29 protein-coding genes and 1 tRNA gene are annotated in these 26,989 nt (G+C 42.7%); 16 read left to right on the top strand and 14 right to left on the bottom strand.

Going from position 1 to position 26,989, the window contains the following annotated elements:
* Nucleotides 1-12 precede the first annotated feature (12 nt).
* The 8 genes from IPL35_08410 (at nucleotide 13) to IPL35_08375 (ending at nucleotide 5,902) form a co-directional block, all read left to right on the top strand.
* Nucleotides 13-1,236, top strand: a complete 1,224-nt coding sequence (locus tag IPL35_08410; GenBank protein MBK8443424.1) for a sterol desaturase family protein — start codon at nucleotides 13-15, stop codon at nucleotides 1,234-1,236.
* Nucleotides 1,202-1,645 (top strand): thiol-disulfide oxidoreductase DCC family protein, encoded by a 444-nt coding sequence (locus IPL35_08405; protein ID MBK8443423.1) that lies wholly within the window; start codon nucleotides 1,202-1,204, stop codon nucleotides 1,643-1,645. The genes IPL35_08410 and IPL35_08405 overlap by 35 nt, the downstream gene beginning before the upstream one ends.
* Nucleotides 1,646-1,698: 53 nt before the next feature.
* Nucleotides 1,699-2,676, top strand: a complete 978-nt coding sequence (locus IPL35_08400; protein MBK8443422.1) for a type IX secretion system membrane protein PorP/SprF — start codon at nucleotides 1,699-1,701, stop codon at nucleotides 2,674-2,676.
* A 54-nt stretch (nucleotides 2,677-2,730) separates the two neighbouring features.
* The gene (locus IPL35_08395; protein ID MBK8443421.1) at nucleotides 2,731-3,735 is read left to right on the top strand and encodes a VWA domain-containing protein; all 1,005 of its coding nucleotides are present in this window, start codon (nucleotides 2,731-2,733) and stop codon (nucleotides 3,733-3,735) included.
* 137 nt (nucleotides 3,736-3,872) lie between these two features.
* Entirely contained in the window at nucleotides 3,873-4,175 is a 303-nt protein-coding gene (locus tag IPL35_08390; protein MBK8443420.1) for a hypothetical protein, read from the top strand.
* Nucleotides 4,176-4,254: 79 nt separating this feature from the next.
* A complete protein-coding gene (locus IPL35_08385; GenBank protein ID MBK8443419.1) occupies nucleotides 4,255-4,587 on the top strand; it encodes a hypothetical protein in 333 nt (110 codons plus the stop codon).
* Between the two features lie 97 nt (nucleotides 4,588-4,684).
* Nucleotides 4,685-5,788 carry a lipid-A-disaccharide synthase gene (lpxB, locus tag IPL35_08380; protein MBK8443418.1) on the top strand — a complete coding sequence of 368 codons (1,104 nt, stop codon included), beginning with the start codon at nucleotides 4,685-4,687 and terminating at the stop codon, nucleotides 5,786-5,788.
* A 40-nt stretch (nucleotides 5,789-5,828) separates the two neighbouring features.
* A tRNA-Ala gene (locus IPL35_08375) sits at nucleotides 5,829-5,902 on the top strand.
* A 129-nt stretch (nucleotides 5,903-6,031) separates the two neighbouring features.
* Here IPL35_08375 and IPL35_08370 read toward each other — a convergent pair.
* Together IPL35_08370 and IPL35_08365 are read right to left on the bottom strand one after the other, a co-directional pair.
* Nucleotides 6,032-7,786, bottom strand: a complete 1,755-nt coding sequence (locus tag IPL35_08370; protein ID MBK8443417.1) for an agmatine deiminase family protein — start codon at nucleotides 7,784-7,786, stop codon at nucleotides 6,032-6,034.
* A gap of 93 nt (nucleotides 7,787-7,879) precedes the next feature.
* Nucleotides 7,880-8,476, bottom strand: a complete 597-nt coding sequence (locus tag IPL35_08365; protein MBK8443416.1) for a hypothetical protein — start codon at nucleotides 8,474-8,476, stop codon at nucleotides 7,880-7,882.
* Nucleotides 8,477-8,665: 189 nt separating this feature from the next.
* Here IPL35_08365 and IPL35_08360 point away from each other — a divergent pair, with 189 nt between their 5' ends.
* Together IPL35_08360 and IPL35_08355 are read left to right on the top strand one after the other, a co-directional pair.
* Complete coding sequence (locus tag IPL35_08360; GenBank protein MBK8443415.1) at nucleotides 8,666-8,812, top strand: hypothetical protein; 147 nt, start codon at nucleotides 8,666-8,668, stop codon at nucleotides 8,810-8,812.
* 140 nt (nucleotides 8,813-8,952) lie between these two features.
* Complete coding sequence (locus IPL35_08355; GenBank protein ID MBK8443414.1) at nucleotides 8,953-10,080, top strand: glycosyltransferase family 1 protein; 1,128 nt, start codon at nucleotides 8,953-8,955, stop codon at nucleotides 10,078-10,080.
* 23 nt (nucleotides 10,081-10,103) lie between these two features.
* On the opposite strand, the gene IPL35_08350 is transcribed toward IPL35_08355, so the two are convergent.
* From IPL35_08350 to IPL35_08335, 4 genes are all read right to left on the bottom strand, one after another.
* Nucleotides 10,104-10,949, bottom strand: a complete 846-nt coding sequence (locus IPL35_08350) for a TIGR00159 family protein (GenBank protein MBK8443413.1) — start codon at nucleotides 10,947-10,949, stop codon at nucleotides 10,104-10,106.
* Nucleotides 10,950-11,108: 159 nt separating this feature from the next.
* Nucleotides 11,109-11,990 carry an ACP S-malonyltransferase gene (fabD, locus tag IPL35_08345; GenBank protein MBK8443412.1) on the bottom strand — a complete coding sequence of 294 codons (882 nt, stop codon included), beginning with the start codon at nucleotides 11,988-11,990 and terminating at the stop codon, nucleotides 11,109-11,111.
* 53 nt (nucleotides 11,991-12,043) lie between these two features.
* The gene (locus tag IPL35_08340; protein ID MBK8443411.1) at nucleotides 12,044-12,646 is read right to left on the bottom strand and encodes an isoprenylcysteine carboxylmethyltransferase family protein; all 603 of its coding nucleotides are present in this window, start codon (nucleotides 12,644-12,646) and stop codon (nucleotides 12,044-12,046) included.
* Nucleotides 12,647-13,000: 354 nt separating this feature from the next.
* Nucleotides 13,001-13,282 carry a hypothetical protein gene (locus tag IPL35_08335; GenBank protein MBK8443410.1) on the bottom strand — a complete coding sequence of 94 codons (282 nt, stop codon included), beginning with the start codon at nucleotides 13,280-13,282 and terminating at the stop codon, nucleotides 13,001-13,003.
* Between IPL35_08335 and IPL35_08330 the strand changes: the two genes are divergently transcribed.
* Nucleotides 13,251-14,348 carry a hypothetical protein gene (locus IPL35_08330; GenBank protein MBK8443409.1) on the top strand — a complete coding sequence of 366 codons (1,098 nt, stop codon included), beginning with the start codon at nucleotides 13,251-13,253 and terminating at the stop codon, nucleotides 14,346-14,348. The genes IPL35_08335 and IPL35_08330 overlap by 32 nt on opposite strands.
* Nucleotides 14,349-14,486: 138 nt before the next feature.
* Nucleotides 14,487-15,572 (top strand): alkane 1-monooxygenase, encoded by a 1,086-nt coding sequence (locus IPL35_08325; GenBank protein MBK8443408.1) that lies wholly within the window; start codon nucleotides 14,487-14,489, stop codon nucleotides 15,570-15,572.
* 28 nt (nucleotides 15,573-15,600) lie between these two features.
* Here the strand turns inward: IPL35_08325 and IPL35_08320 are convergent, their stop codons facing one another.
* The 4 genes from IPL35_08320 to IPL35_08305 all read right to left on the bottom strand — a co-directional run bounded on the left by IPL35_08320 (nucleotide 15,601) and on the right by IPL35_08305 (nucleotide 18,271).
* Entirely contained in the window at nucleotides 15,601-16,431 is an 831-nt protein-coding gene (locus IPL35_08320; protein ID MBK8443407.1) for a DNA recombination protein RmuC, read from the bottom strand.
* Nucleotides 16,432-16,455: 24 nt separating this feature from the next.
* The gene (locus IPL35_08315) at nucleotides 16,456-16,842 is read right to left on the bottom strand and encodes a hypothetical protein (GenBank protein ID MBK8443406.1); all 387 of its coding nucleotides are present in this window, start codon (nucleotides 16,840-16,842) and stop codon (nucleotides 16,456-16,458) included.
* A gap of 135 nt (nucleotides 16,843-16,977) precedes the next feature.
* Entirely contained in the window at nucleotides 16,978-17,673 is a 696-nt protein-coding gene (locus tag IPL35_08310) for a hypothetical protein (protein MBK8443405.1), read from the bottom strand.
* Entirely contained in the window at nucleotides 17,639-18,271 is a 633-nt protein-coding gene (locus IPL35_08305) for a gliding motility lipoprotein GldH (GenBank protein MBK8443404.1), read from the bottom strand. Before IPL35_08305 ends, IPL35_08310 begins: the two co-directional genes overlap by 35 nt.
* A 251-nt stretch (nucleotides 18,272-18,522) precedes the next feature.
* Between IPL35_08305 and IPL35_08300 the strand changes: the two genes are divergently transcribed.
* A complete protein-coding gene (locus IPL35_08300; protein ID MBK8443403.1) occupies nucleotides 18,523-18,960 on the top strand; it encodes a DUF2147 domain-containing protein in 438 nt (145 codons plus the stop codon).
* A 190-nt stretch (nucleotides 18,961-19,150) separates the two neighbouring features.
* Here IPL35_08300 and IPL35_08295 read toward each other — a convergent pair whose 3' ends face one another.
* From IPL35_08295 to IPL35_08280, 4 genes are all read right to left on the bottom strand, one after another.
* Nucleotides 19,151-20,638: a tetratricopeptide repeat protein gene (locus IPL35_08295; GenBank protein MBK8443402.1), complete on the bottom strand. Its 1,488-nt coding sequence runs from the start codon at nucleotides 20,636-20,638 to the stop codon at nucleotides 19,151-19,153.
* Nucleotides 20,639-20,679: 41 nt separating this feature from the next.
* On the bottom strand, nucleotides 20,680-21,066 hold the full coding sequence (apaG, locus tag IPL35_08290; protein ID MBK8443401.1) for a Co2+/Mg2+ efflux protein ApaG: 387 nt from the start codon (nucleotides 21,064-21,066) through the stop codon (nucleotides 20,680-20,682).
* Between the two features lie 129 nt (nucleotides 21,067-21,195).
* The gene (gene gmk, locus IPL35_08285) at nucleotides 21,196-21,816 is read right to left on the bottom strand and encodes a guanylate kinase (protein MBK8443400.1); all 621 of its coding nucleotides are present in this window, start codon (nucleotides 21,814-21,816) and stop codon (nucleotides 21,196-21,198) included.
* A gap of 95 nt (nucleotides 21,817-21,911) precedes the next feature.
* Nucleotides 21,912-22,772: a YicC family protein gene (locus IPL35_08280; GenBank protein MBK8443399.1), complete on the bottom strand. Its 861-nt coding sequence runs from the start codon at nucleotides 22,770-22,772 to the stop codon at nucleotides 21,912-21,914.
* 291 nt (nucleotides 22,773-23,063) lie between these two features.
* Between IPL35_08280 and IPL35_08275 the strand changes: the two genes are divergently transcribed.
* From IPL35_08275 to nrfD, 3 genes are all read left to right on the top strand, one after another.
* A complete protein-coding gene (locus IPL35_08275) occupies nucleotides 23,064-23,657 on the top strand; it encodes a toxin-antitoxin system YwqK family antitoxin (protein MBK8443398.1) in 594 nt (197 codons plus the stop codon).
* 200 nt (nucleotides 23,658-23,857) lie between these two features.
* Nucleotides 23,858-25,003, top strand: coding sequence for a LysM peptidoglycan-binding domain-containing protein (locus tag IPL35_08270; GenBank protein MBK8443397.1), 1,146 nt, complete (start codon nucleotides 23,858-23,860; stop codon nucleotides 25,001-25,003).
* Between the two features lie 421 nt (nucleotides 25,004-25,424).
* The gene (nrfD, locus tag IPL35_08265; GenBank protein ID MBK8443396.1) at nucleotides 25,425-26,939 is read left to right on the top strand and encodes a polysulfide reductase NrfD; all 1,515 of its coding nucleotides are present in this window, start codon (nucleotides 25,425-25,427) and stop codon (nucleotides 26,937-26,939) included.
* Nucleotides 26,940-26,989 lie beyond the last annotated feature (50 nt).

The raw sequence follows: 26,989 nt of genomic DNA, 5'->3' as shown, positions 1-26,989 counted from the left end.
TCGCGCTGTATGATAGACCTCGTTGCGCTATCTATTCCTGTTTTTTTTCTGCTGATAGGATTAGAGCTGATGATACAAAAAATGTCGCATACCGAACTGTATCGCTTCAACGATGCTTTGAGTAATATCAGTTGCGGTATTGTGCAACAAATTGTGGGTGTATTGGCAAAAACACTTTTGATAGGTTTATACATTTATTTGTACGAATATCATCGCTTGCTCACCATTCCCGACCAGTGGTGGAGCTATGTGCTGTTGCTCTTCGGTGTCGATTTTTTTTATTATTGGTTTCATCGCTATGCCCACGAAATCAGTTTTATTTGGGGCACGCACGTTGTACATCATCAAAGCGAAGAGTATAATTTGTCGGTGGCACTGCGGCAGTCGGCATTTCAGGGTTTTGTTTCGGTATTTTTTTATTTGCCTTTAGCCTTGCTGGGATTTTCGCCTCTGGCATTTATATTCATCAGTTCCATACAATTGCTGTATCAATTTTGGATACACACCAAAGCCATCAACAAAATGCCCGCTTGGTTTGAGTATATTTTCAATACGCCTTCGCATCATCGCGTGCATCACGGCGTAAATCCCGAATATATAGACAAAAATCACGGCGGCACTTTCATTATTTTTGACCGTATGTTCGGCACTTTTCAGGCGGAGGCTGCTCCGGTGGTCTATGGCGTGAGCAAACCTTTGGCGAGTTGGAATCCGGTGTGGGCGAATTTTGACTACTACCTCGATTTGGCAAAAGAATGGCAGTTGATGCCCACTTTGGGCGACAAAATCCGTTTGCTCCTCGACAAACCCGGGTGGCGACCTGCTACTTTGGGCGGCTCGTATCAGGTGCAGCCCATCACACCCGAACAACAACACAAATACAATCCCGCTTATCCACAAGCTCTCAATTATTATTTGCTGGCGCAATATATTTTACTGCTTGTCGGTGCTTCGGGATTTTTGTTTGCTGCACCCCATTTGAGCAATTTTCAAAAAATATTATTGGCAATACCGCCTGTGTGGGCAACTATGAACGTAGGCGTTTTGATGGAAAATAAAAGTTGGGCTGCACGCTCCGAATATATGCGTCTGCTGAGTATTTCCGTTTTTTTATACATCGCCATACCGCCCACCGACAACAATACTTATTATTTATTGTTGTTTTGGAGTGCTGCAATGCTGTTGTCTTTATTTTGGTTTTATGCAGTTCAACACAGAAAATACCGCTCCTCCTGATTTCGCTCCCGCACCACCTGCACATTTGCTGCTCTTCGATGGTGTGTGCAACCTATGCAATGGTGTAGTACAATTTATCTTGCGCCACGACCGACAGGGAAAATTTGTATTTGCTTCGCTGCAATCTGCCACCGGACAACATTATCTGCAACAACTCCAACTGCCCCTGCATCATTTTGATTCTTTTATTTTAATAGAAAAAAATATCGCTTATCAAAAATCAGATGCTGCCCTGCGCATCGCACGAACTTTGGGCGGCGGATGGAAAATTCTGTATGGGTTTATAATTATTCCGGCAGCATGGCGCAATGCCGTTTATGATATAATAGCCCGCCACCGCTATCGTTTTTTCGGAAAAACCGAAACCTGTATGCTGCCGCACCCCAAATGGAAAAACCGATTTTTATAAATAAATCACTCAAAAAAACTACCTTTGTAGTCTTCATTTTTTTGTTTTTTTATATGAAAATTTTACACACTTTCAGTTTTTTTATCGTTAGTATATTGTGGCAGCAGTTGCCTGTTTTTTCACAAAATACTATTCAGGACTTTCCACATTCGGCACAATATTTTTATTTGATGCCTTTGTACAATCCGGCATTCGGCGGAGAACCCGATCAAGCGTGGGCGCAGCTCAATACGCGCTTTGTGTCCAACGACCGCCACAGCCCGCTTTTTACTGATTTTATGTTGCAGGGCGAAGTACTTACCAACATGACTTTGGGTCTTACCGGCTCTTTATTCTCTTATGATGACGATTTAAAAACACAACAGTATCGCGTTGGCTTGCTGGGAGCTTTTAATTTTGATTTCAGTGAAAATACCATTGCAAAAATAGGAGTCAATGCCGGATTAATCCATTATGCCAATAAAAATGGACCTAACGGAACGGCACTTCCTATAAATACCGAAACAGAACGCTATTTCAGAACAGCTTTTGATGCGGGTTTGATGCTTAAATGGAAGCGTTTTACTTTCGGAGCGGCATTTTCTAACCTCAACGAACCCACTTTTCAATATTACAGCGCACCTTATTTCAACGGCAATACAATATCTGCGTTGGGGGCTAAATTCAATAAAAAAGCCTATTTCTCTTTGTGTTATGATTGGGAATTAGACGATAATTTGTTATTGCAACCGCAGGCATTGGTTCGTCAGTTTTTGGGCATCAGCACCATCAACAACAATACAGTAGGACGCTACCCGATGGCTGCTACCGTGGCAGAACTCACCGTGTTGGCGCATTATAAAAGAACTTTTGGTTTGGGCTTCACCTACAAAGTAGAAGACCCCTTATATGTGGCTTCTTTTTCGGCTTCTTATGCCATAAAGCAACGCTATCGCTTGTCGGCAGCTTATAATCTGGCGCAAAAAGATTTAATTTATCCTTATTCCTATATAGAAGTAGGTTTGAGTATTTTGCCTTGGTTAGAAGAATAAAAAAAAGAATTCTCTATCTGTTTTGTATCAATAAAAATTTGTTGCGGCGGTGATATGTTGCATTTTGAAAAAAGTATTTTTTTACAATTATTATGGCTGCTGCCTTTGTGGGCGGTGCTGTGGTATTATTTTCAAAAACGCCGCCGCCGTGATACCGAATTATTAGGCGATACAACTTTAATAGAACAGCTACTGCCTGCCAACTCCCAAAACTATATTCCGCGCAATATGATTTGGTGGTTGGCAGGGCTTTTTTTTCTGATTATCGCGCTCGCCAATCCGCAGTGGGGTACCAAACAAACCACTATCAAAAGGCAGGGAATAGATGTGATGCTGCTCATTGATGTATCAAAAAGTATGCTTGCCGAAGATGCTACACCTGTCAATCGCTTGGAGAGTGCGAAGGCTTTTATAAGGCAGTTGGAACAGCAATATCTGAGCAATAATCGTTTGGGGTTGGTGGTATTTGCCGGCACTGCTTATCTGCAAATGCCTTTGTCGTTGGATTATAATGCTTTGCGTATGTTTTTGAGTGCTTTGCAACCCGACCAAATGCCCACTCAGGGTACTGCTATCGCCGAAGCCATTGATTTGGCGGCAGAAAATTTTGATAAAGATGCCACACAAGGCAAAGTTATTTTGTTGTTTTCGGACGGCGAAGACCACGGCGAAGATGCAGTAGCAGCTGCCCAAAACGCCCGCGACAATAATATTTTGATTTATACCTTCGGCGTGGGTACACCGGAGGGAGCTACGATTCCGGAAATACGAAACGGCAGAAAAATCGGCGATAAATTGGACGATGAAGGACAAGTGGTGCACACGAGGCTGGCTGAAAAAACTTTGCGTGAAGTGGCTCAAACTACCGGAGGAACTTACTACCCTTTGTATGCGTGGAACAATAATTTTACCGCTATCGCCGCCGAACTTGATAAACAGCAAAAGAAGGATTTTGAAAGCAGTACCTTCAACGAGCGCGAGAGCCGCTATTATATATTTACCGTGCTTTCTATGCTGTGCTTTTTGGTGGCGTGGCGCAACATATTATTTCCACGATAGGAAAAAGGGCAAAGTGAAACTTTTTTTACCTCGCCGCTGATTGTGCTATTTTTGTTTATCTTTTTTTTACAGCATACAACCAACGGCACAATATTTTATTTATCAATACCATATCAAAAAATAATACTTTATTTACAATGATGATGAACGATTCCAAAGATACTTCGGTGAACGGCACTTTGGTGGGCATTGCCACACCGATAGCTGCTTTTATATTGCTCAACCTGCTCAATCAAGTGTTTGTTTCGCTCAACGGCAGCAACATTCAGGGATTTCGCACACAATTTCTGGCGATTGTGAGCATTTTATTCAATATTATTCCCATACAAATATTTACGCGCCAACAACGCCATCTGGCATTGCGTGGCACGATGTATGCTACTATGGCAGTAGCTTTTTTTGTTATTGGTTATTATTGGGATTCTTTATTGGGAGGGTAGTATCGTGAAAAATTTCTTCTTAATATTTCTGCTTTCTTCATTAAGCGGCATACAATATGATAATCTATTACGCTCAGAAATGCCTATTACTTTTGCTTCTCCTTGGGGAATTAAGGTAATACGATTAGATAAAGAAAAATGCTTTACTTTTGAGACGAAGGTATTAAACGAAGTAGATTCTTTTGAGAGTAGTAAGACTATTACAGGATGTTATAAAATAGAACAAGATATGTTAATATTGAGCCCTGAGTATTTCTATACAACAAATAAATGTAGAGATAATTCCCAAGAAATTAAACACAGTAGCAATGATTTAATCTTTCTTATTACTCCTTATAAAGAGGATAAAAATCCTACTATGAGATATTATTCACGCAATAAAAAAGCAATACTGTATTTATATGCACAATAAAAAAATAACACATTGTTAATATTTTTAAAATCTTTTAATTATACAGCTAATAAATAAATTATATAGATTTACGATTAATAATTACTGTTATATCTTCTTGAAATACTACATCATAGCCGGCGAAGCCTCCGGCGATTTACATGGCTCTAACCTTATCAAAGCCTTGCGCCGCCGCGATGCCGCCGCCGAATTTCGTTTTTGGGGCGGCGACTTGATGGAGCAAGCGGCACAAACTCCCCCCGTAAAACACTATCGCCAACTCGCTTTTATGGGTTTTTGGGAAGTTGCAAAAAATTTGCGCACCATTTTACGCAATCTCTCCTTTTGCAAAAAAGATATTATCACCTATCAGCCTGCGGTGCTTATTCTTATTGATTATCCGGGTTTCAATATGCGCATTGCCGATTTTGCCCGCAAACAAGGGCTGCGGGTGGCTTATTATGTAGCTCCGCAAATATGGGCGTGGCGACCCTCGCGCGCCCACCGCCTGCGCAAAACAGTGGATTTGATGCTCGCTATTTTGCCCTTTGAACCCGAATTCTATCAGCGTTACGGCATCACCGCACATTTTGTCGGGCACCCGCTTTTAGATGCCATTGAGACATCGCCGCACCACGCCACCGATGCTGCCCCCATCGCTTTGTTGCCCGGTAGCCGCCAGCAGGAAATAGCCACGATGCTGCCACTGATGCTCGACACCGCCGCCCAACTCCCGCAGGAGGAATTTGTTGTTGCCGGCACTGCCCTTTTTGGCGAAAGCCACTACACCGCCTTTAATCCGCCACCCAATGTGCGCATCATTATCGGAAAAACCTACGAAATACTGAAAAATGCCAAAGCCGCACTCGTTACATCGGGTACTGCCACGCTCGAAACAGCACTTTGGCAAGTGCCGCAAGTGGTTTGTTACAAAGGAAGTGCGATTTCTTATGCCATTGCCAAACGCTTAGTAAAAGTTCGTTTTATTTCGTTGGTAAATTTGATTATGGACAAAATGGTGGTGCGCGAACTCATACAAAAAGACTGTACGGCACACAACATGAAAGCCGCTTTGTTGGAATTGCTGCAAAATCCCGAATATTATGAAAAAATACAAGAAGATTACCGCAATTTACACCATCAATTGGGCGGAGCAGGTGCAGCAGAACGTGCCGCCGAAAAAATAATCAATCTGGCAGCCAATAAAAATTTGGACAAGTAAAGTTTACAACGTATTTTTGTGCCGCTTTACAGCCCAATAAGGGGGATTAGCTCAGCTGGCTAGAGCGCTTGCATGGCATGCAAGAGGTCATCGGTTCGACTCCGATATTCTCCACAAAGCGCATTGATTTTCAATGTTTTATTTTTTTGACTTTTTCAAAAAAAGTAATTTTTATCCTACACAAAACAAAAAAAGCAAGGCTTCTGCCTTGCTTTTTTTGTTTTGAAAATTGTTTGTTATTTTTTAATGAACAACGATCAAAGGTTTTACAACCGCTTCGCCGCGCTCGCTTTTCCATTTGCACCAATACATACCTGCCGCCAAATGCTGTGTATGTAACTCAAAGCGGTGCTTGCCCGCATTCAACATTCCTGAAAAAACTGACTGTATTGTTTTTCCCGAAATCTCGCTCAATTCTATGGTACAAAATTGTGTTTGTGGGTTGCTGATATATACGTTGGCAAGTGCCTGCACCGGATTGGGCGAAAGCATTAAATTTTCGGGGCGAATGGAAAGCATTTGCTGCTCTAACCCTACTTCGTCGCCGCCATATACATCAAAGCTGTAAAATCCTGCTGGTGCAGTGATGGGGCGCACCTGCGATTTGCCGCTATTGGAGGTAGCCGAAATATAATATTGTACGGTGCTGCTGTCGGCTTGCTGCGGAATATCCGCTACGAAATTAAACAAAGCCCCTGCCGCTATTTGCTCCTGCATCGGTACGGCTGTGAAATTCTGTGTGCTGTCGGTGCGATACCACAATATTGCTTCGGCAATACCACTGCGATGCTCAATACGTGCTTTTACATTGTAGTCGCCGCTTACGTTGTGCATATCTGCTAATAGAGGCAGTGAAATCCAAAGCGGGTCATCGCTCATCACCAATTTGGTAATACAATGCAAAGCTCCCAAAGATGTAATAATATCATTACAATCAATGCCTACTATTTTATAAGCAGGTAAATGCTGACGAAGTATATCTAAATTGGAACTGTCGGAACTTTCATACACAGGCACTAAGAGTGTTTTATTGATAAAGATGCTGTTGGTGAGTGTGCGATAATCGCCGTAATCATCGGGGTAGCTGCCAAAAGCATCGGCAGGCATCGGAATACGAACAATATGATAGGGATTGCCAAAGGCGGTGAGGTAATTATTTTGAATATAGGCAATATTTTCTTCTATCTGAGGTCCATCTGCTACACCTTCGGGATACTGTCCTACCAATAAAGTTTCTTCATTTAAAAGTTTCATGTGCATATCAATATGATGAATTTCATCGTAAGGCAGTGTTTCCATCAAAACATAGCGGTTGATACCCAAATATTGTTGCATAATTCCCTGAATTTCTTCAAGCGATTTATCGGGATTTTCCTCTACAATCAACTCCGAAGAAAAGCCTGTTCCCCAGCCGTCCACCATAAAATTGCCGCCGGTATGAATCAAATCGGTGGGCGGCGCAGTGGCTTCGTAAAAAGGCAGACCGAAGGTTTCGGCAACGGCAGCAGGAACGGCATCGTCTTTGGGGCGCGGGCGATTATAAATCCAATCTGCTATCCACAAAGAGTCCACCTGATTTTTATACACCGACCAAGGACCGTAGTCGCGTATCCAAATGCTATTGAAAGGGGTATTGATAAAAAACACATTATCGGTGCTGATACCTTTGTTGTTGAGATAATCAAGCACTGTGGTGCTGTTTTGCGTAACAATATATACCGGCACTTCGAGGGCGGCATAGCGTACAATTTCGGAAAGAATTTCAGGAAAAGAAGTCCAGGTAATGAGCAGTGCTTGGGCTTCTTCCCACTCGGCAGGTGTGCGCACCGGCGCAGGTGGCGGAATGGGGGTTTGGCTTTGTGCCGCTTTGAGATAATCGGGCAAAAAAGACCGTTCTTCGGCTCGCAACTGATGACCCAACAAGGGCATTTCCTGTGCCGAACTTATCCAAGTTCCGCATAGCGTTATCCACAAAAAAAGTAGTAATTGGCGATACATAATTATTTTAAAATATATACCGCAAATTACGCTCATTCTCAGATATTCCTACAAAAAACCCAATATTTAGTCAAAAAATTACTTTTGCAGGTATTAAAGAGTGCTTTTTAAAACAAAATAAGCTGCTATGTTAATACCTGTTCCTATCAAAAGATTATTCCACACCTTACGCGATTTCTTTTTGCGAGCTTGTTGCTCATAGCAGCGGGCATATTCGGGGTTTTGCATCAAAGTGCCATTTGGGTAGCCGAGATTGTGCGGTTTGGGCGGAATAGCGGAACAAGCAATAGCCGGAACCAAGCCGCCAAGTGCACCAAATGTTAAAGTAGAGATAAGCGTAGTAGTGCCGGCGGCTTTATGATTTTTATAATACATTTCGGCATCTATGCGGGCTTGGCGGCAATCTTCGCTCATAGGCGATACGCCGCCGCCTGTAATGCGCGGGAGGTTTTTGTTATTAAAATTTTCTTCTCTGCCGTCTTGATACACAATTTTGGTAATTTTTGATTTGGGCATACTCCGCAAAACGCCGTTTTCTTCGCCGAAGTTTTGGTATTTCACATTAAATGAAGTGATTTCCACCACTTTCGCCTGAATCGCTTCACTTTCTTTGGGATAAATCATATCCTGAGCAACAACAACAAGCGTAGTACTCAGCATCAAAACAAAAAACAAGAACATCTTCTTCATATCAGTATATTTTTACGCAAAAATAAAAAAACAATACGAAGTAACAAGTGTGCGGGCTAAATTTTTTTTAATAGCTTTTTGTCTCCGTTTTTTTTAATTTTGGAAACATCGTATGTGTAATAATAGCACAAACTTAAAAGCCCTGTTACAGATGACGGCACAAAAAAATCAGCGAAGGGCTTGGTAAAAGTGAAACAAAAAGATGGTATTTATCAGGTAAAAGATGAAGTGAGTTGGGAGGAGGAAAAAACAGGCGATTTGAAGGAAATATTTCGTGACGGAAAATTGTTGGTAGATTGGAGTTTGGACGAGGTCAGAAAACGTATCAGAGTTTGATATATATCAAACAAACAAAAATCCTTAAAACAATCTGCTTTCTTTTCAGGGATTTGGTATGATATAATACCGCAAAGGCACATTTTTTGCTACCTTTGCGGTATTATTATTTATTTTTTCACTCAATAAAATCATTGCTCTTGAAACTTCACCTTATTGCTTTTGATATTCCTTATCCGCCCGATTATGGCGGTGTGATGGATATTTTCTATAAAATAAAAGCCTTATTTGAGCAGGGCGCAAAAATTACGCTGCATTGTTTTCAGTACGGCGGGCGCACCCCTGCCCCCGAACTCAATGAACTCTGCGAAAAGGTGTATTACTACCCGCGCCAAACCGATTGGATTACCGGAGCTTTCAAGAGCTTGGCAGCAGGATTGCCTTATATTGTGGTATCGCGCAACGACCAGCAGTTGCTCGCCAATTTGCTGCAAGACAACTCCCCTATCATTTTTGAAGGTTTGCACACGAGTTTCTTCCTTGATTTTCCCGAATTTGAAAATCGCTTTAAAATAGTACGCCTCCACAATATAGAGCATCATTATTATAAGTCGCTGGCAGATGCCGAAAACAGCCTGCTACGCAAAGCCTATTATACCGCCGAAGCCAAGATGCTCGCACACTGGGAAAAACAACTCAACTGCGCCAATGTCCTTTTGCCGATTTCTCTGAACGACTTCGCCTATTTTTCTACCCGCTACGGCAAATGTACGATGATGTACCCTTTTCACCCCAACGAAACCGTAGAGCAACTCATCGGCAACGGCGATTTTATTTTGTATCACGGCAATTTGAGCGTCTCCGAAAATCATCAGGCGGCGATGTATTTGGTAAAAGAACTGAACGACGCTTCGGTGCTGCCTTTGATGATTGCCGGACGCAACCCGCACAAAGAACTCCAAGCCGCCTGCAATAAATATGGTGTGCGTTTGGTAGAAAATCCCGACGACACTACCATGCAATGGCTGATGGAGGGCGCACATATTCATCTGCTATTTACGATGCAAGCCACCGGTACTAAACTCAAACTGCTCAACGCACTTTATACGGGCAGGCATTGTGTGGCAAACAATAAAATGGTGGAAGGCAGCGGATTGGCTCCGCTTTGCCACCTTGCCGATACCAAAGACGGGCTAAAATCGCTGCTCAATGACCTGAGTTTAGAGCCTTTTACAATAGAACAGTGGCACAAACGCAAGTATTTTCTGGAAACGAACTATTCCAATGCCGCTAATGCCAAAACCCTATTGTCGTTGCTGCCTTCGTGAGCCGAAGACCAGCAGTGCGATATTTAATCAAAATTATACAACAAGCCGTTTTTGATAAAATTACTCAAATCCTGCTGCGAAGGATTGCGCCGCACCGCCCCACCCGATACCAAAGAAATAGTGCCGCTTTCTTCGGATACCACAATGACGTGGGCATCTATTTTTTCGGTAAGCCCGATAGCCGCTTTGTGGCGCATACCAAACTCGGCGGGCAGGTCGGGATTTTCGGAAACGGGCAAGGTGCAGCCCGCAGCCACTATTTTAAAATCGCTAATAAATACTGCTCCATCGTGGAGGGGGCTGTTTTTTTGAAAAACGCTTTCCAATAAAATACGCTTGATTTCGGAGTTGAGGAGCGTGCCGGTGCCTAAATAAAAATTACTGTCGTTGGCATGCGCAAATACGAGCAAAGCCCCCGTGCGAATGGCTGAAAAATCATATACCGCTTCCATAATTTCGGCACTTGGCTCTTCAACAGACTTCTGGCTGCCGATTTTTTGCTGAAACAAACGCCAGAAATTGTTTTTGCCAAAACCTACCGCCCTGCCCGCAAACAACAAAAAACGGCGTATTTCCGGCTGAAAAACAATTAGCACCGCTATTACGCCCACTTCTACAAATTTGCCGATAATGGTAGCCATGAGCTTCATCTCCAAAGCCTGCACCACAAAATGCAAAAGGTAAAACAACAAAATTCCTATAAAAATATTCAGTGCCAAACTGCCGCGCAACAGGCGGTACAATTGGTACATCAACACAGAAGCCAGCACAATATCCAGCAGATCCAATAGCCGCATATCAAAAAAATTGAGCGGATTGGAAGGAGCCAATGTTAAGCCCGAAGCGTATATGTACAAAAGTAAAGGCAAAGGATTATTGCAAAATAATTATAAAATCTGTGTTGGCTGAATTGGCATACAAAAGCATTTTTTTGCATCATACAAAGTAATTCTTTTTATTGAAAAGAAAGGAAAAAAATCCTCTCCCGACAAAAATATACTGCGACTTGCGCTGATATAGTTGCCGCGCTATGCAGTTATTTGGCGGGCAACATTGCTGCCTACAATTTTATCAACCATTGCCGCCAATGTAGCTTTGGGACCCGCCTCTATAAATTCGTCAGCACCGGCAGCAGCCATTCGCTGCACGGATTGTGTCCAGCGCACAGGGGCTGTGAGTTGGGCGATGAGATTTTCCTGAATTTGCTGCGGCTCTTGCGAAGGGGCGGCATTTACATTTTGATAAATGGGGCAAAAGGGTTTTTTGAAAGGCGTATTCAGGACGGCGGCGGCGAAAGTTTCTTGGGCAGGCAGCATCAAAGGCGAATGAAAAGCTCCCGCCACCTGCAAAGGCACAATACGGCGTGCTCCGGCGTTTTTGAGTGCTTCGGAAGCGGCAGCCACGCCCTCCATAGTTCCCGAAATCACCACTTGCCCGGGCATATTGAAATTGGCAGCCACTACTATTTCGGCAATATCGTTGCATATTTGTTCCACGAGGGCATCATCAGCACCGAGTACCGCCGCCATCGTAGAAGGTGTAAGGTCGCAGGCTTGCTGCATGGCGCGGGCGCGAATATCCACCAAACGCAAACCATCTTCAAACGAGAGTGCGCCGCACGCCGTAAGTGCCGACAACTCGCCGAGCGAATGTCCGGCAGCCATATCCGGCGCAAAAGTATGGCGATAAGCCGCCACCAATGCCAGCGAATGTACAAAAATAGCAGGCTGCGCAATTTCGGTGCGTTTGAGGGTATCGGCATCGCCGTTGAACATCAAATCCGACAACGAATACCCCAAAATACGGTCGGCATCTTCAAATATAGCAGCGGCGGCAGGAAACTGCTCACACAAATCTTTTCCCATACCACTAAACTGACTGCCTTGTCCGGTAAAAATATATGCTTTCATGATTGCAAAAGATGTAAAAAAAAGTATATTGATTTTTTTTTGAAATATAAAGATTAAATGAGCCTCCTTACCTTTTGCCGATACGCCAAATAAACTTGTCCGTGTTCTCGTGTCAAAAACTCCTCTTCAAGGCGGATTTGAATTTGCATAAGCATATAACCTACTACCAAAAACAAAGCTGCCAAGGCGTTGGGGGTCGTGAAAAAAAGTCCCAGCATACTCATCATCATTCCGAAAAAAACAGGGTTTCTTGAATACCTGAAAAGCCCCGTCGTAATAAGTTCCGTTTTTGTTTCGGTATCAATTCCAATTCTCCACGAATTTTTCATATCAGCCTGTGCCACCACTGTCCAAATCAGTGCAAGTGCCAGCAATGCAAGCCCCGTATATTGTAAAAGCGGTATGTGCAGCACAACCAAAGGCAAAAAATAAGCGTGCTCATCAGGAAAAGCCGCAAATATCAACACATACACAAACATCAGTATCAGGAGCATTTTGAAATACCGCCCTATCAGCCCATAAGCACTGTCGTCTTTGGGCAATACGAGCGGGTTTTTACCGATACGTTTTGCCACTATCCAACTCTTTACCACAAAAGCAACACCAAAATAAATAATAAAATACAAGGGTAAAATTACTCTTAATAATTGCTCCATAGTGTTGATGAATGATTAGCTATGAATTACAAATTGGTGTAAGCGGCTTTGGTTATTCGTCATTTTTATCATTTGTAAATATAAATCTATTTAAAACAAGTATTTAATTTTCGCAAAATTAAAAAATAGGAGCTAACTATACGACAGTTTTTTAAGGATAAAAAAACCTGATACAACAACCTAAAAAAGGCACGAAAGGCTATTTCAGGATTATGTTAAAATCAGATAAAGTATATGTATAAAACCAATCCATACATTTAAAAAAGTAAGGCGAGCATTATTTTTCTTTGCGGCTCTGCGGTTAGTAGCTTTTTTCACCGCTAAGTCGCAAAGTTTTTTACACTCCTACACTCCCTAATCGAGTACGGTTGTTCCGTGCTTCGGCACGGTTGTTCCGTTATTCGGCACGGTTGTTCCGTTATTCGGCACGGTTGTTCCGTGCTTCGGCACGGTTGTTCCGTGCTTCGGTACGGTTGTTCCGTGCTTCGGCACGGTTGTTCCGTGCTTCGGCACGGTTGTTCCGTGCTTCGGCACGGTTGTTCCGTGCTTCGGCACGGTTGTTCCGTCTTCGGCACGGTTGTTCCGTCTTCGGCACGGTTGTTCCGTGCTTCGGCACGGTTGTTCCGTCTTCGGCACGGTTGTTCCGTCTTCGGCACGGTTGTTCCGTGCTTCGGCACGGTTGTTCCGTGCTTCGGCACGGTTGTTCCGTGATTCAGCACGGTTGTTCCGTTATTCGGCACGGTTGTTCCGTGATTCAGCACGGTTGTTCCGTGCTTCGGCACGGTTGTTCCGTGCTTCGGCACGGTTGTTCCGTGCTTCGGCACGGTTGTTCCGTGCTTCGGCACGGTTGTTCCGTGCTTCGGCACGGTTGTTCCGTGCTTCGGCACGGTTGTTCCGTGCTTCGGCACGGTTGTTCCGTGCTTCGGCACAGTTGTTCCGTGCTTCGGCACGGTTGTTCCGTTATTCGGCACGGTTGTTCCGTTATTCGGTACGGTTGTTCCGTGCTTCGGCACGGTTGTTCCGTGCTTCGGCACGGTTGTTCCGTGCTTCGGCACAGTTGTTCCGTGCTTCGGCACGGTTGTTCCGTTATTCGGCACGGTTGTTCCGTTATTCGGCACGGTTGTTCCGTTATTCGGTACGGTTGTTCCGTTATTCGGTACGGTTGTTCCGTTATTCGGTACGGTTGTTCCGTGCTTCGGTACGGTTGTTCCGTGCTTCGGCACAGTTGTTCCGTGCTTCGGTACGGTTGTTCCGTGCTTCGGCACAGTTGTTCCGTGCTTCGGTACAGTTGTTCCGTGCTTCGGTACGGTTGTTCCGTGCTTCGGCACGGTTGTTCCGTGCTTCGGTACGGTTGTTCCGTGCTTCGGTACGGTTGTTCCGTGCTTCGGTACGGTTGTTCCGTGCTTCGGTACGGTTGTTCCGTGCTTCGGTACGGTTGTTCCGTGCTTCGGTACGGTTGTTCCGTGCTTCGGCACGGTTGTTCCGTGCTTCGGCACGGTTGTTCCGTTATTCGGCACGGTTGTTCCGTTATTCGGCACGGTTGTTCCGTTATTCGGCACGGTTGTTCCGTTATTCGGCACGGTTGTTCCGTTATTCGGCACGGTTGTTCCGTTATTCGGCACGGTTGTTCCGTTATTCGGTACGGTTGTTCCGTTATTCGGTACGGTTGTTCCGTGCTTCGGTACGGTTGTTCCGTAGTTGAGTACGGCGGAATTGGGGAGGTTTCTGGTAAAACTTTGTCAAAGTTCGAACTTTGACAAAGTTGAGCACAGACTTAAAATGACTTCTTTAAAAAATCATAAAAAGAATATTTTTGTATTTAAAAATTTTTAAAAAAACAATGCGCACTCATTTTGTCAAGTATTTAGCGGTTTTTACTATCCTTCCCATTGCTTATATCTCGTTGGCTTATCAGGGCGTGTGGAGCTATGCAATGTTGATGTATGTGTTTGTGGTATTGCCCGCTTTGGAGTTGATTTTTCAGGGTACTACGCATAATTTTACCAAAGACGAGGAAAGCACCGCACTCGCCGACCGCAAATATGATTATTTGTTGTATGCCATTGTTCCTATACAATATGTTTTGTTGGGCTGTTTTTTATATACCGTTTCCCAAAATAATACTGATACGCCTACGCTGATAGGGCGTATGGTGTCTTTTGGTATTATTTGCGGTGTATTGGCTATTAATGTGGCGCACGAGTTGGGGCATCGCTCTAAAACTTACGAACAACTGATGGCTAAGGCTCTTTTACTTTCCACTTTGTATCTGCATTTTTTTATTGAACACAATCGCGGGCATCATAAGTGGGTATCCACCGATGAGGATCCGGCTTCGGCGCGGCGCGGAGAAATGCTCTATGCCTTTTGGCTGCGCTCGGTGTGGGGCAGCTATGTGTCGGCGTGGAAATTGGAAAATGAGCGCGTGCGCAAAAAAGAGCATATTGCCAATCCTTTGTTTACGTGGAAAAACGAAATGTTGCGTTTTACGGTATATCAGGCGGCAGTGGTGGCGGCAATTGCGCTGTTTTTCGGTGGGTGGGTGGCAGCTTGTTTTGTCGTGGCTGCCATTATCGGGTGGCTGATGCTCGAAACCGTCAATTATATAGAGCACTACGGCTTGCGCCGCAAAAAAACTGCCGCCGACCGCTATGAGCGTGTAATGCCGCATCATTCGTGGAACTCCAACCACTCTTTCGGGCGGGTGATGCTTTTTGAACTGACCCGCCACAGCGACCACCATTATTTAGCAAGCCGCAAATATCAGGTGTTGCGACATTTTGACCAAAGCCCGCAACTGCCCACCGGCTACCCGGGAACGATGCTGCTGGCATTGGTGCCGCCGCTGTTTTTTTATGTTATGCATCGCCAAATTGCACGTTTTCAGGAGCAGCAGACGGCATATACGGAGACGAAATTTGCTTGAAAATAAGAAACCTACCTATCTATTTTTTTTACCCTTCTTCCTCATCAAAATACTGATTGGGCAATAATTTGCTGTTTTTAGCACCTAATTCGCGCAGTTGTTCGGCGCGGCGCAGCAGATTGCCCTTGCCATCGCGCAGTTTTTTTAGAGCCTGTTCATAAGAGTCGTGCGCAGTTTGCAGGTTTTTTCCTACTTTTTCCAAATCTTCCATAAATGCCACAAACTTATCGTACATCAAGCCGCTTTGCCGCGCAATTTCCAGTGCGTGGCGTGTTTGTTGTTCCTGCCGCCAAATAGAAGCGATGGTGCGTGCCGTTGCCAATAGGGTAGTGGGACTCACGATGAGTACATTGCGCTCAAAAGCCTCCTGAAACAAGGCGGCATCGTGCTGCACTGCCGCCGCAAAAGCCGGTTCAATGGCTACAAAAAGCAGCACAAAATCGAGGCTTTGGAGTTGATAAATTTGTTGGTAATTTTTGGAAGAAAGCGAGGCCACATGGCGGCGCAGCGAAGCGATATGTTCTTGCAGGTGTGTTTTTTGCTCCTGTGCATTTTCGGCAGAAGCGTAGCGTTCAAAAGCAGTGAGCGATACTTTGGCATCAATGATAATATGTTTGTTTTCGGGCAAATACAAAATTACATCGGGTTGGCGGCGCAGCCCTTCATTATCCGAAAACATTTCCTGAACGTTGTATTCGCGCCCACGCACCAAACCTGCCTTTTCTAATAGGCGTTCCAGCACCAATTCGCCCCAGTTTCCCTGTGTTTTTTGGTCGCCTTTGAGGGCGCGCGTAAGTTTGTGGGCTTCATCGCCTAAATTTCGGTTGAGTTCGGCGCGTTGCTGAATTCGAGTAACCAATGCGCTGTGCTGTTGGGTGTCTCCCTACTGTGCGGCACGCAAACGCGCTTCTAAATGTTGTAAATTTTCAGAAAAAGGTTGCAATAATTGTCGGAGTTGCTGCTCATTGTGCGATGAAAACTTTTGACTTTTTTCTTCCAATATTTTTTGTGCCAGCACTTCAAAATGTTGGCTGAACTGTGTTTGCAGTTGCTCCTGTTGGTTTTGCTGTTCTTCTATGCGTTGCTGCAAAAAACCGATTTCGCTGTTGCGTTGGGCTAAGGTGCTTTGGAGTTGTACGAGTTGTTGTTGGTTTTGCTCCCAGCGTTGTTCGTATTGCAGGGTTCGGCGTTCTGCCTCCTGCTTCGCTTGCTCCCACCGCGTGGCATTGGATTTTTTGGAGTTGCGCTTCTTCTCGCTGCAAATACACATCGCGTTGGGCTTGCTGGCGGGTGGCGGATAATTGGAGATAGAGATAAATTGCTGCTATTGCCAATATTGCCAGCAGGAGTAGCAACATTCCGTTGCTCAACAAAACCTGAGCATTAACACTCCGAAAAACAAAAATTATTGCCATTGCAAAGAAGCGAGTATGGGCTGAAATATTTTTTGTGCCGCCTCAGCACGCGAGATGTCGCTGCGGCAATTGAATGTAAATACTTGGTTGTTGTGAAAAAAGATGTACGCCTGATTGATAACAGGGTAAAATTTAGATTTTTCTTCGGCTTTAAAAGTATAAAAGAGCAACTTGGCTTTTTTTCCTTGCAAAGTCGTATCTGCTTGGCGTATCAGTTTAAAATCAGGCACATGCTCGGCAAGTTGGCGGCTGTAGTTGTTGTAATATGCTTCAAAATCCAAAGATTTTTCTTTCATGCTGTTGGTGGCTGCATCGTATTGTTGGGCGGCGGGTTTATCAAATAATACGGTGATATTATCAGGATACCCCATCGGCACATCGGTGCGGATAGGCTCGTGGATAGTGGCGGTTTTGCTTTTGCGGTGTTCTTCTGCTTTCCAGTTTTGCGGGTATCGCAGCATATAAGCCCCCGTTGCAGACCGAAACTGCTGGGAGTTGCTATCGCCAAAAGTTTCGGCGGCAGGTGTGGTTTCGGTAGGTGTTACAGTTTCTTTCTTTTTTTCTTCAAGCACTGTATTATCGGGTGTAGTTTCGGTGCTGCTGTTATTTTTGCAGGCAGAGAAAAGTAACAGGAACGAAGAAAGGAATATACTAAGGACGATTGCCGGCAGACGGAAATGGTGCATGTTGAATAGTTTTCTGTTTTAATGAATCTTTTGAAAGCGCAGATTTGGTTTTTGAAGTGTTGCTGCTGTCTTTGGGAATAAGTGGTACCGGAGGTTTTGTTTTCAGGCTCTCTTTTTTTACTTCGCTTTTTTCTACAGCCAAACCCACATCTGAAATCTCCGACAAAGGATTTTCGCGCATATCCTGTATTACTTCAAAGCGATAAGTACCTTTTTCGGGCAAAATGGCGTTTTCCTGAATAAGTGTTTCCAAACTGATGGTGCTACCCAAACCTGAGCCATACCATTCTCCTTTGTTGTCTGCTACATTTATATTAATAGGCGACAATTGTGTATTGCCCGCCGGATAATGCGTTTTTATTTTGAGCCATACGTTGGAATACGGATAAGCTCCGCTATGCCGCACACTTAAATAAATATTGTACAAAGCAGTAGTATCTTGTATATCAACATCAAAAACTTTGATGTCGTCATAATACCATTTCTGGTTTTGGATAGCGGCGGTTTCGCGGTAAAAAGAGCGCACCTCACAAGCCGACAGAGCCATTAACAAACTGCCGCATATAGCGAATGAATAAAATTTGACTGCTATGTTCATAAAAAAAATGAAGCCCTCTGAAAAAAAATCTACAACAAAGATAGTGCGAAAAAAAGGTTTGTAACAGATGTTTTTTTTTGATTTCGTTATAATTTTAAAGTAAAAATTAACACAGTGTTTTGAAATTATAAAGCCTTAACTTGTTACTAATTAAGTAATATCTTTAAAAAATGAAAAAAAATGAAAAAAATATGCAAACAACAGAACTTTTTTTTTCTTACTTTTGTTCTAAACTCGTAATTTTAATAAAAATGAAGAAAATCCTTTTTGTTTTATCATTTATAATATTTTCTGTCGCCAACCTTAATGCGCAAAGTAAAATTACCGGAAAATGGAAAACAATAGACGATGAAACGGGTAAGTCGCGCTCTATTGTTGAGATATACGAACAAAACGGTAAAATTTACGGAAAAGTCCTTGAGTTGTTGAATCGTACAGCAGATGAGGAGAAAGACCCCAACTGCGACAAATGTACAGATGACCGCAAAGGCAAGCGCGTTATTGGTATGACAGTTATCCGCGATATGACATCAGAAGGCACTTATTGGGATAATGGCACTATCTTAGACCCCAAAAACGGAAAAGTGTATTCGTGTCGCCTTACAATGAACAAAGACGGCTCATTAGATGTACGCGGTTATATGGGATTTTCTCTGTTAGGTCGTTCTCAAAAATGGGTGCGTCCTTAAACAGCAATTTTGAAAGTTTTTTTTGGTTAAAAAATAAATACCATGCTGTGATAGCATAACTTTTTACCAGATTTTATTTTTAGCGTTTTTAGTTTTATTCACCCTTTCTGGTTTAGGTTTGCGGCTGTGAAGTCGCAAACTTTTTTATTTTTAATAAATCCCTCCACTGCTTTTTTTGAACAGAATATCATTATTTCAAACGATCTAAACCAGCTTTGGCTTGTTGTTCTAAGCTGTTTTTATACGCATAATTATCATAATTAAATACCTGACGGTAATAGAAACGCGCTTTTTCGTAGTTTTTGTTATGCTCGTACATCTCGCCCAAATACAAACAGGATTTGGGTGTATAATATTCGGTAGGGTGGGGGTCTTTTTGAATAACAATTTCGTATAGCTGCTGCGCCTCCGTTTGATTGCCCAAGGCATGATTGATGCGTGCCAAGCGATAAAAATATTCAATACGCTCATAAAAAACGCTCAGTTTATCTAAATCAATGGCATTGATGTGGTCTAAAGATTTTTTGTAATAGCCGCCGTCAAAGTTGAGCCGTGCCGCCAACAACTGGCGGTGGGGCAGCTTTCCGCTTTCGGCTTCTTCCTGTGCTTTTTTGTCGGCATCTAACAACAATGCCCCTTTTTGTTTGCACCATTCGTAGGCAGTATGCGCTTGTTCAGGTTTGTTTTGCAACCAATAATGATATGCCAAATATTGACAAGCACTTTTTATATAATGTTTGCCTTTAAATCCATTGATAAAATTCAATAAAGGCAGGGAGGCATCGTTGTCATTGCGATATAATTTAAAACTGCCGAGCAAATAGTCATTTACAAAATACGGAAAATATCCTTTTCCTTTTGGTGTATTTTCAATGAGTTGAATGGCATAATCGGTTCTTCCTACCCGATAGGCAATATCGGCGCAAGTGCCGTCAATCAGGGGGCTGTTGCCGTGTGCAATATCGTGCTGCACCATACGCAGAGCTTCTTGTGGTTTTTTGTCCACATAAATCAAAAAAAAAGCATAAACCACTTGGGCTTCTTCATAAAAAGGATAGCCGTTGACTTTGGAATATTGTAAAAAATCAGTCATTTTTTGCATACCTTTTTTTACAGAGCCACTCATGCCCACAATTTTAAGCCCCCACTGGTAGTTGTCGGGCAAAGTGCCGATGAGGGCTTCCATACAGCCGAAAGATTTGTAATTGAGCAAAAATGCGGGAAATTTTTCTATATTGTCGCTGTAGAGGTTGTAGGAGCGTTTGAGTTGCCAGAAAGCTTCCCAGTAGGCTTCAGATTTGATGCGGGCGATGGTGCTTTGAAACTCAATTTCGGCTTGGCAATACAAATAATAAGGCGACTGCGGATTTCCTTTTTCGCGGATAGTTTTGAGGCGTTGCGCTGCATTTTTATCATAAATATCCAAATCGCTTTGTTGTTCGCTGATAAAAGCAGTGAGGGCATCTATGTAGTTGTATAGCAACAAGGGCAGCAGATTGTCGGGATTTTGTTCGTTTTCTTGCTGCAAAAGTCTGCGTGCTTCATCAAATTTAAGGTTGATAGTGCTGCGGTAGGCTTGCGAGCAATTAGCATTGTACTCAAAAGATTGCGCCTGAATATGCCAATACCACAGCAAAGCAAGTGTTATTTGCAATGAAAAATACAGCAATCGTTTCATCTTTAATGCGTTTTTAAAAATATAAATGCGCGATGAGCTAATTAATTGAGCTTTGAGCTGACTTCCATCATAAAAGCCGGAATATCTACTTCAAACTGCTTGCCGTTGGATACGCGCTCCATGGTGTAGCTGCCCCACATCCGCCCGAATTCACTCTCCAAATTACAACCCGACACATAAACGTGGGATTGTCCGCTTTCGAGTACGGGTTGCTTGCCCACTACGCCCTCGCCACGCACTTCGCGGTGTTTGCCGGTGGAGTCTAAAATGTGCCAGTGCCGTTGGAGGAGTTTGATGGTATAGCTACTTTGGTTTTCAATACTGATGCGGTAAGTGAAAATATATTCGTGCATACTGGGGCGCGAAAATTCATTTTGATAGAAAACTTCTACACTTACTTTTACGCCATTTGTGATTGCAGAGATCATTTTATTTGGGTTTTTTATAAAACAATCAAAGTGATTAAACGCTTGTTTTTTTATAAAATTTAATTTAAATTTAAAAAAGCATAGTATTCCCCTCTTCTGTGTGTACATATTATCAACGTACAACAGCCCTTAAAAAGTTGCTTTTTGCTGTTTTTTGTGTTCGGTTGTGGGGGTTTCATTCAAAAAAGCCGACACATAGTGATAGGCGGTGCGTTTGGCGGCGGGTAAATGGCGATTGACGATAATGCGGTCAAAGTCGTTTTCGTGTTGTATTTCCATAACGGCACGTTGCAGGCGGCGTTCTATGGTTTGGGGTGTTTCGGTGAGGCGTGCTTCGAGGCGGCGGCGCAGGTCGGCGATCGAGGGTACTTTTATAAAAATTGCCAGAGCTTGTGAGCCGTAGTGTTTTTTGATATTGAGTGCGCCTTTTACATCTACATCAAAAATACAGGATTTGTGTTGAGCGGCAATGCGCAATACTTCGCTTTTGAGCGTGCCGTAGTAGTTGCCGTCATATACTTCTTCCCATTCCAAAAATTCGCCTTTGTCGCGTTTTTCAATAAATTCTTCCTTACTGATAAAATAATAATCTTTTCCTTCTATTTCGTGTTCGCGGCGGGCGCGTGTGGTAGCTGATACCGAAAAAGCCAATTGATGGTTCATTTTATCCAATAGATAACGCACCAACGTAGTTTTTCCGGCACCCGAAGGAGCTGTGATGATTATAACTTTTGGGAGGGGCGTTATCATATAGTGAATAGAGAATGTTTTGTTTTTACAAAATGAAATATGAAAAAAAATTAAACCTTAATTTGAGGTGCAGGCAAAGTGATAATAATATTGGATTATAAAATATTGAGTAATTGTTCTTTTATTTTTTCCAGTTCGTCTTTCATATCCACTACTGCCACCTGAATATTGCTGTCATTTGCTTTAGAGCCGATGGTATTGATTTCGCGCCCTATTTCCTGTGCAATAAAGTTGAGTTTTTTCCCCTTTTCTGTTTCGGCAGAGGCGAGTTCGCTGCGAAACCAATAGCAATGATTTTGCAAGCGCGATATTTCTTCGCTGATGTCGAGTTTTTCTATGTAATAAATAAGTTCTTGCTCGAAGCGGTTGGGGTCGTAAGCGGCATCGGGCAGGTGGCGTTGCAACGACTCGCGGAGTTGGTCGCGTACTTTTTGCAAGCGAAGCGGAGCGAGGTTTTTTACGGTATCTAATTTTTGTAATATGGCGGCAATCTGTGCTTGAAAATCCACCATCAACAAATTGCCCTCCTGAGCGCGATAATGTTGCAGATTTTCGAGGGCTTGTTCTACTAATTGTTGGAGTTGTTCGAGTTCGTGTTCGTGGGCGGTGGGTTCGGCAGCCGTAATTTCGGGCAGGCGCAGTACGGCAGCCACCAAATCCTGCGGCGGCAGTTGGAGACTGTCGGCAATACTTTGCAATTCCTGTAAATAACTGCGAAAGAGCGTTTTGTTGATAGCAAGCGTAGGATTGGCGGCACTTTCTATCGTAACAAGCATATCTACTTTGCCGCGCACCGCTTTTTGGGCAATAAGTTTGCGCAGGTCGGCTTCTTTGGCACGGAACAAAAAGGGCAGTCGCATACCCATATCCAATTGTTTGCTACTATTAAGCGAGCGCAACTCCACCTTCACTTGTTTGTCGCCTATCAGGGCATCGGCTTTTCCGTAGCCTGTCATAGAAAAAATCATAACCGCTAAAAATTTGGCTGCAAAGATAAGGGTTTTAGTTTAAGTTTTTTTAATACTCTTACCTTCACTATTATTCATTATATTATTATATTTGATTATAAAAATAAATAAAATTTATTAAAAATCAATGTTTTATATAGTAATACCGTAGTTTTTGACATTCTGATAACATCATATACCTTTTAATTGCTCTAAAAATATCATCTTTGCTTATAACAGCTAATAAAACTTTCAATATCTTTGCTTCTTTCACAATACACACTTTTTTTATACACAATCATGATGCTCACACGCATTTTTACCTGCTTTGCAATGGGGGCAGTTTTTTTCGGATTATCGGCTTGTCAGTCTTCAACAGCCCCTGCCAAGAAAGAAGAGGTTTTGCAAGATGCCACCGGATTTACCAAAGTACCTATTGAGGGTAAAAATGGTTTGGAGCAGGCGGCACGGCGCGACAAATATGGCAAGGTGGTGGAGGAAGGCTTTTTGCTCAATGGCAAAAAACAGGGTGCTTGGCTCACCTACCATCCGAATACGGCGGTGGTGGCAAGTTGTATCAATTATGAGCAGGGCATCAAACAGGGCGCGGCTCTCAAAGTTGCTGAAAACGGGAGTGTGTCGGAAAAAATGTTTTTTTTAGATGATATGCTCGAAGGCGAATACACTAAATACAATTACACACATATCAAAGAAAAAGCCTATTATGTAAAAAATCAGTTAGAAGGAGAGCGGAAAATATTTTATGTCAATGGGAAACCTTTGGAAGAGGGAACATTCAAAGACGGCAAACGTGAAGGGGTAGCAAAATGGTACGATGAAGCAGGTAAAATTACCATAGAAAAAGAATATCACAACGGCGAAGAAGTACAATAAAACAGATAACAAAAAAACTTGTAAAGCTATTTAAGTGATACAGTAAATAATTTTTTATAAAATATTGATAATCAATTTTTTTTAAATTTTTATTGAAATAAAAACTATATTGTTTGTAAAACAATCAAAAAAATAATAATTTTGTGTGTAAAGTCGTCAGAAATTGCTCCAATTATTGATTTAAAAATAAAAAATAGGTTATGAAAATAACATCTCATTTTTATATATATCCACTGTTTATACTGTTAGGAAGCCAGTGCTTATGCGCACAGCAGAGCCATCAAATCAAAAGCGGTGAAACACTTTTTTTCATTGCGCGTAAGTATGGCGTATCGGTAGAAGCTATCAGTGCTGCCAACCCCACCTTACAGCCTGATAAATTAACAGCAGGCACATCTGTCCTTATTCCGACAGCAGGTGCAAATAATACAATAACTGCAACTAAACAAGACGATAACACCGCCGTATCTGCCGATGGTATGTTTGAGCATGTGGTGCAGTCTGGTCAAACGCTCTACGGTATAGCACGCATGTATGATGTGCAGTGGCCACTCCTGAGCCGCCTCAATCCACAATTGCAAAACCAAACACACGTCAATGTAGGACATGTGCTCAAAATACCCCAAAGCCGCTATTATTTGTATGACCCCAATGGCGGCAAAAATATAACAACTTCACCTCCTTCTAAATCAGGCAATATAGTACGCAATACCGTAAAAGTAAAATTGGGCGAAAATGCTTACGATATTACGGCAGTATCATTGCCCAACGAAAATGTGAGCAGAACGCCGGCAGCCGTTGCCGCTGCACAACATCGTGTCGCTGCCAAAGAGACCTTATACAGTATAGCAAAACGCTATGGCGTATCAATCGGCGACCTGAAAGTATGGAATCGTTTAGAGAGCGATGCGCTCAACGAAGGGCAACTTCTATGGATACAAAAACCGCAAAGTTCCCTTACCGCCAATGAAAACCCGAACAACACTGTCAATATCAGCAATGCCTTATCAATTGGTTCGCCTTTGCAGGAGCGATATGTGTCTTGCGAAAACAATAAAGCCGATTATACCTTCAAAAGAGGTAGAGGAAAAGGGAGTGGTATCAAAGATGACCAGCAATACGGCTCTAAATTTTTGGCATTGAGCAAACAAATTCCGCCACGTACCATTGTAAAAGTTATCAACCCGATGAATCGCCGCACTGTGTATGTGGAAGTAGTTGCTCCGCTGCCCGATATCGGCGAAAATCACGATATAGCTCTTAAACTCACATCTGCCGCAGTTCAACAACTCAATCTCAGAGACGATAAATTTTTGGTAGAGTGGAGTTATTATATTGAAAAATAGATTAAAAATTTCATACTTGTTCTTAAAAGCCCCGTCTTTTCTTTTGAATAAAAAAGACAGGGCTTTTTAGCGATACAGGTTAATTGATAATTATTTTTTAAGTTTAAATAAGTTTTTTTATTTATTTAAAAATCAATATTTTATATTATTTTTATTAAATCTTATAGTTATGCTCTAAAAAAACAAGTTTTCAATAAATAAAGCAAATTGGAATTAAATTTGTTTGCTTGATTTTAAGGGTAAAAGTTCCTTGGAATGAGATTTTTAACACAAAAATCAAAGAGAAAATATTTTATAAAAGCCTGCGAAAAAAATTGTATAAAATGCTGAAATCAGCCAATGAATTTGTAACTTTGCCCTCATTCTCAAAGGAGCATTAAAAAAATGCCTATAAATTAAATTAAATTATATACTTTGATATATGGCTAATCAATACTTTTCGCCTGTTCGTGACCCACTCATTTTAGGTAATAAAACCTATGCCCAAATCACCGATGATATTGCTAAACACGCGGAAACCCGACCGACCGGAAAGTTTCTGTTGGCGTTCACGTTTACGTCATTAATTGCTTTAATGGGGGTGTTGAGTATATTATATACGATATGGAAAGGAATAGGTGTTTGGGGAGAGAATAAAACCGTGGGTTGGGCGTGGGACATCACCAACTTCGTATGGTGGGTGGGTATTGGTCACGCAGGAACGCTCATTTCGGCAATCTTGTTGCTGTTCCGCCAACGTTGGCGTACCGGAGTAAACCGCGCCGCCGAAGCGATGACAATCTTCGCCGTAATTTGCGCTGGTATTTTTCCTGTTATCCACATGGGGCGCGTTTGGGACGCTTTCTTCATATTCCCTTATCCCAATAGCCGTGCCGGCGAAGGATTACCCGGCTTGCGCAGTTTGTGGACAAATTTTAACTCCCCGCTTTTGTGGGACGTATTTGCGATTTCTACCTATTTTACCGTGTCTTTGTTGTTTTGGTACACTGGTTTATTGCCCGACTTGGCAACTATCCGCGACCGCACCAAAGGCTTGCAAAACAAAATTTATTCGGCTTTGTGTTTCGGTTGGAAAGGTACAGCCAAACAATGGCAACGCTTTGAGTCTATCTCTTTAATATTGGCAGGCTTATCTACTCCGCTCGTATTATCTGTACACTCGGTGGTGAGTTTCGACTTCGCCACTTCCGTTATTCCGGGTTGGCACACTACCATCTTCCCTCCTTATTTTGTGGCAGGGGCTATCTTTTCGGGCTTTGCCATGGTATTAACTTTAATGTTGGTAGCACGAGAAGTAATGGATTTAAAACAATACATCACGCTCAATCACATCGAATCCATGAACAAAGTAATTTTGCTTACAGGTTCTATTGTGGGTGTGGCGTATTTAACGGAGTTGTTTATGTCGTGGTATTCGGGCAATATATATGAGCAATGGTGTTTTAATCGCAACCGTATTGCAGACCCTTATATTTTCGGACCTTTGATGGGCGTAGAGCCGGCACCTTATTGGTGGGCATATTGGAGTATGATGTCGTGTAATGTGATTTCGCCGCAAATTTTCTGGTCAAAATCCATGCGCCGCAATATAACGGTAACCTTCATTATGTCTATATTTATTAATATAGGTATGTGGTTCGAACGCTTCGTAATTATCGTTACTTCTACCCACCGCGATTATATCCCTTCCAGTTGGTTATATTATACACCCACTTGGGTAGAAGCAGCCATCTTTATCGGCACAATAGGTATTTTTATGACTTTATTCCTGTTATTCTCTAAATATTTTCCGGTAGTAGCCATTGCAGAGGTAAAGAGCATCTTGAAATCCAGTGGCGATCAGTATTTGGCAAAGCAAGCTCAGGAAGACCAAACCGAGCGCGATTTGCAGGGAGGAGGTTCTTTTGCACCGGCTTTTCAAAGAGATAAAGAATAATCACAATATTATTTAAAACACAAACAAGGATTTTTTCCGACTATCTATAT

It is taken from the genome of Sphingobacteriales bacterium, from assembly GCA_016711285.1.
Lineage (GTDB): Bacteria > Bacteroidota > Bacteroidia > Chitinophagales > UBA2359 > JADJTG01.
Note: the sequence above shows the minus strand (reverse complement) of the source record. Positions and strands in the feature narration are given on the sequence as shown.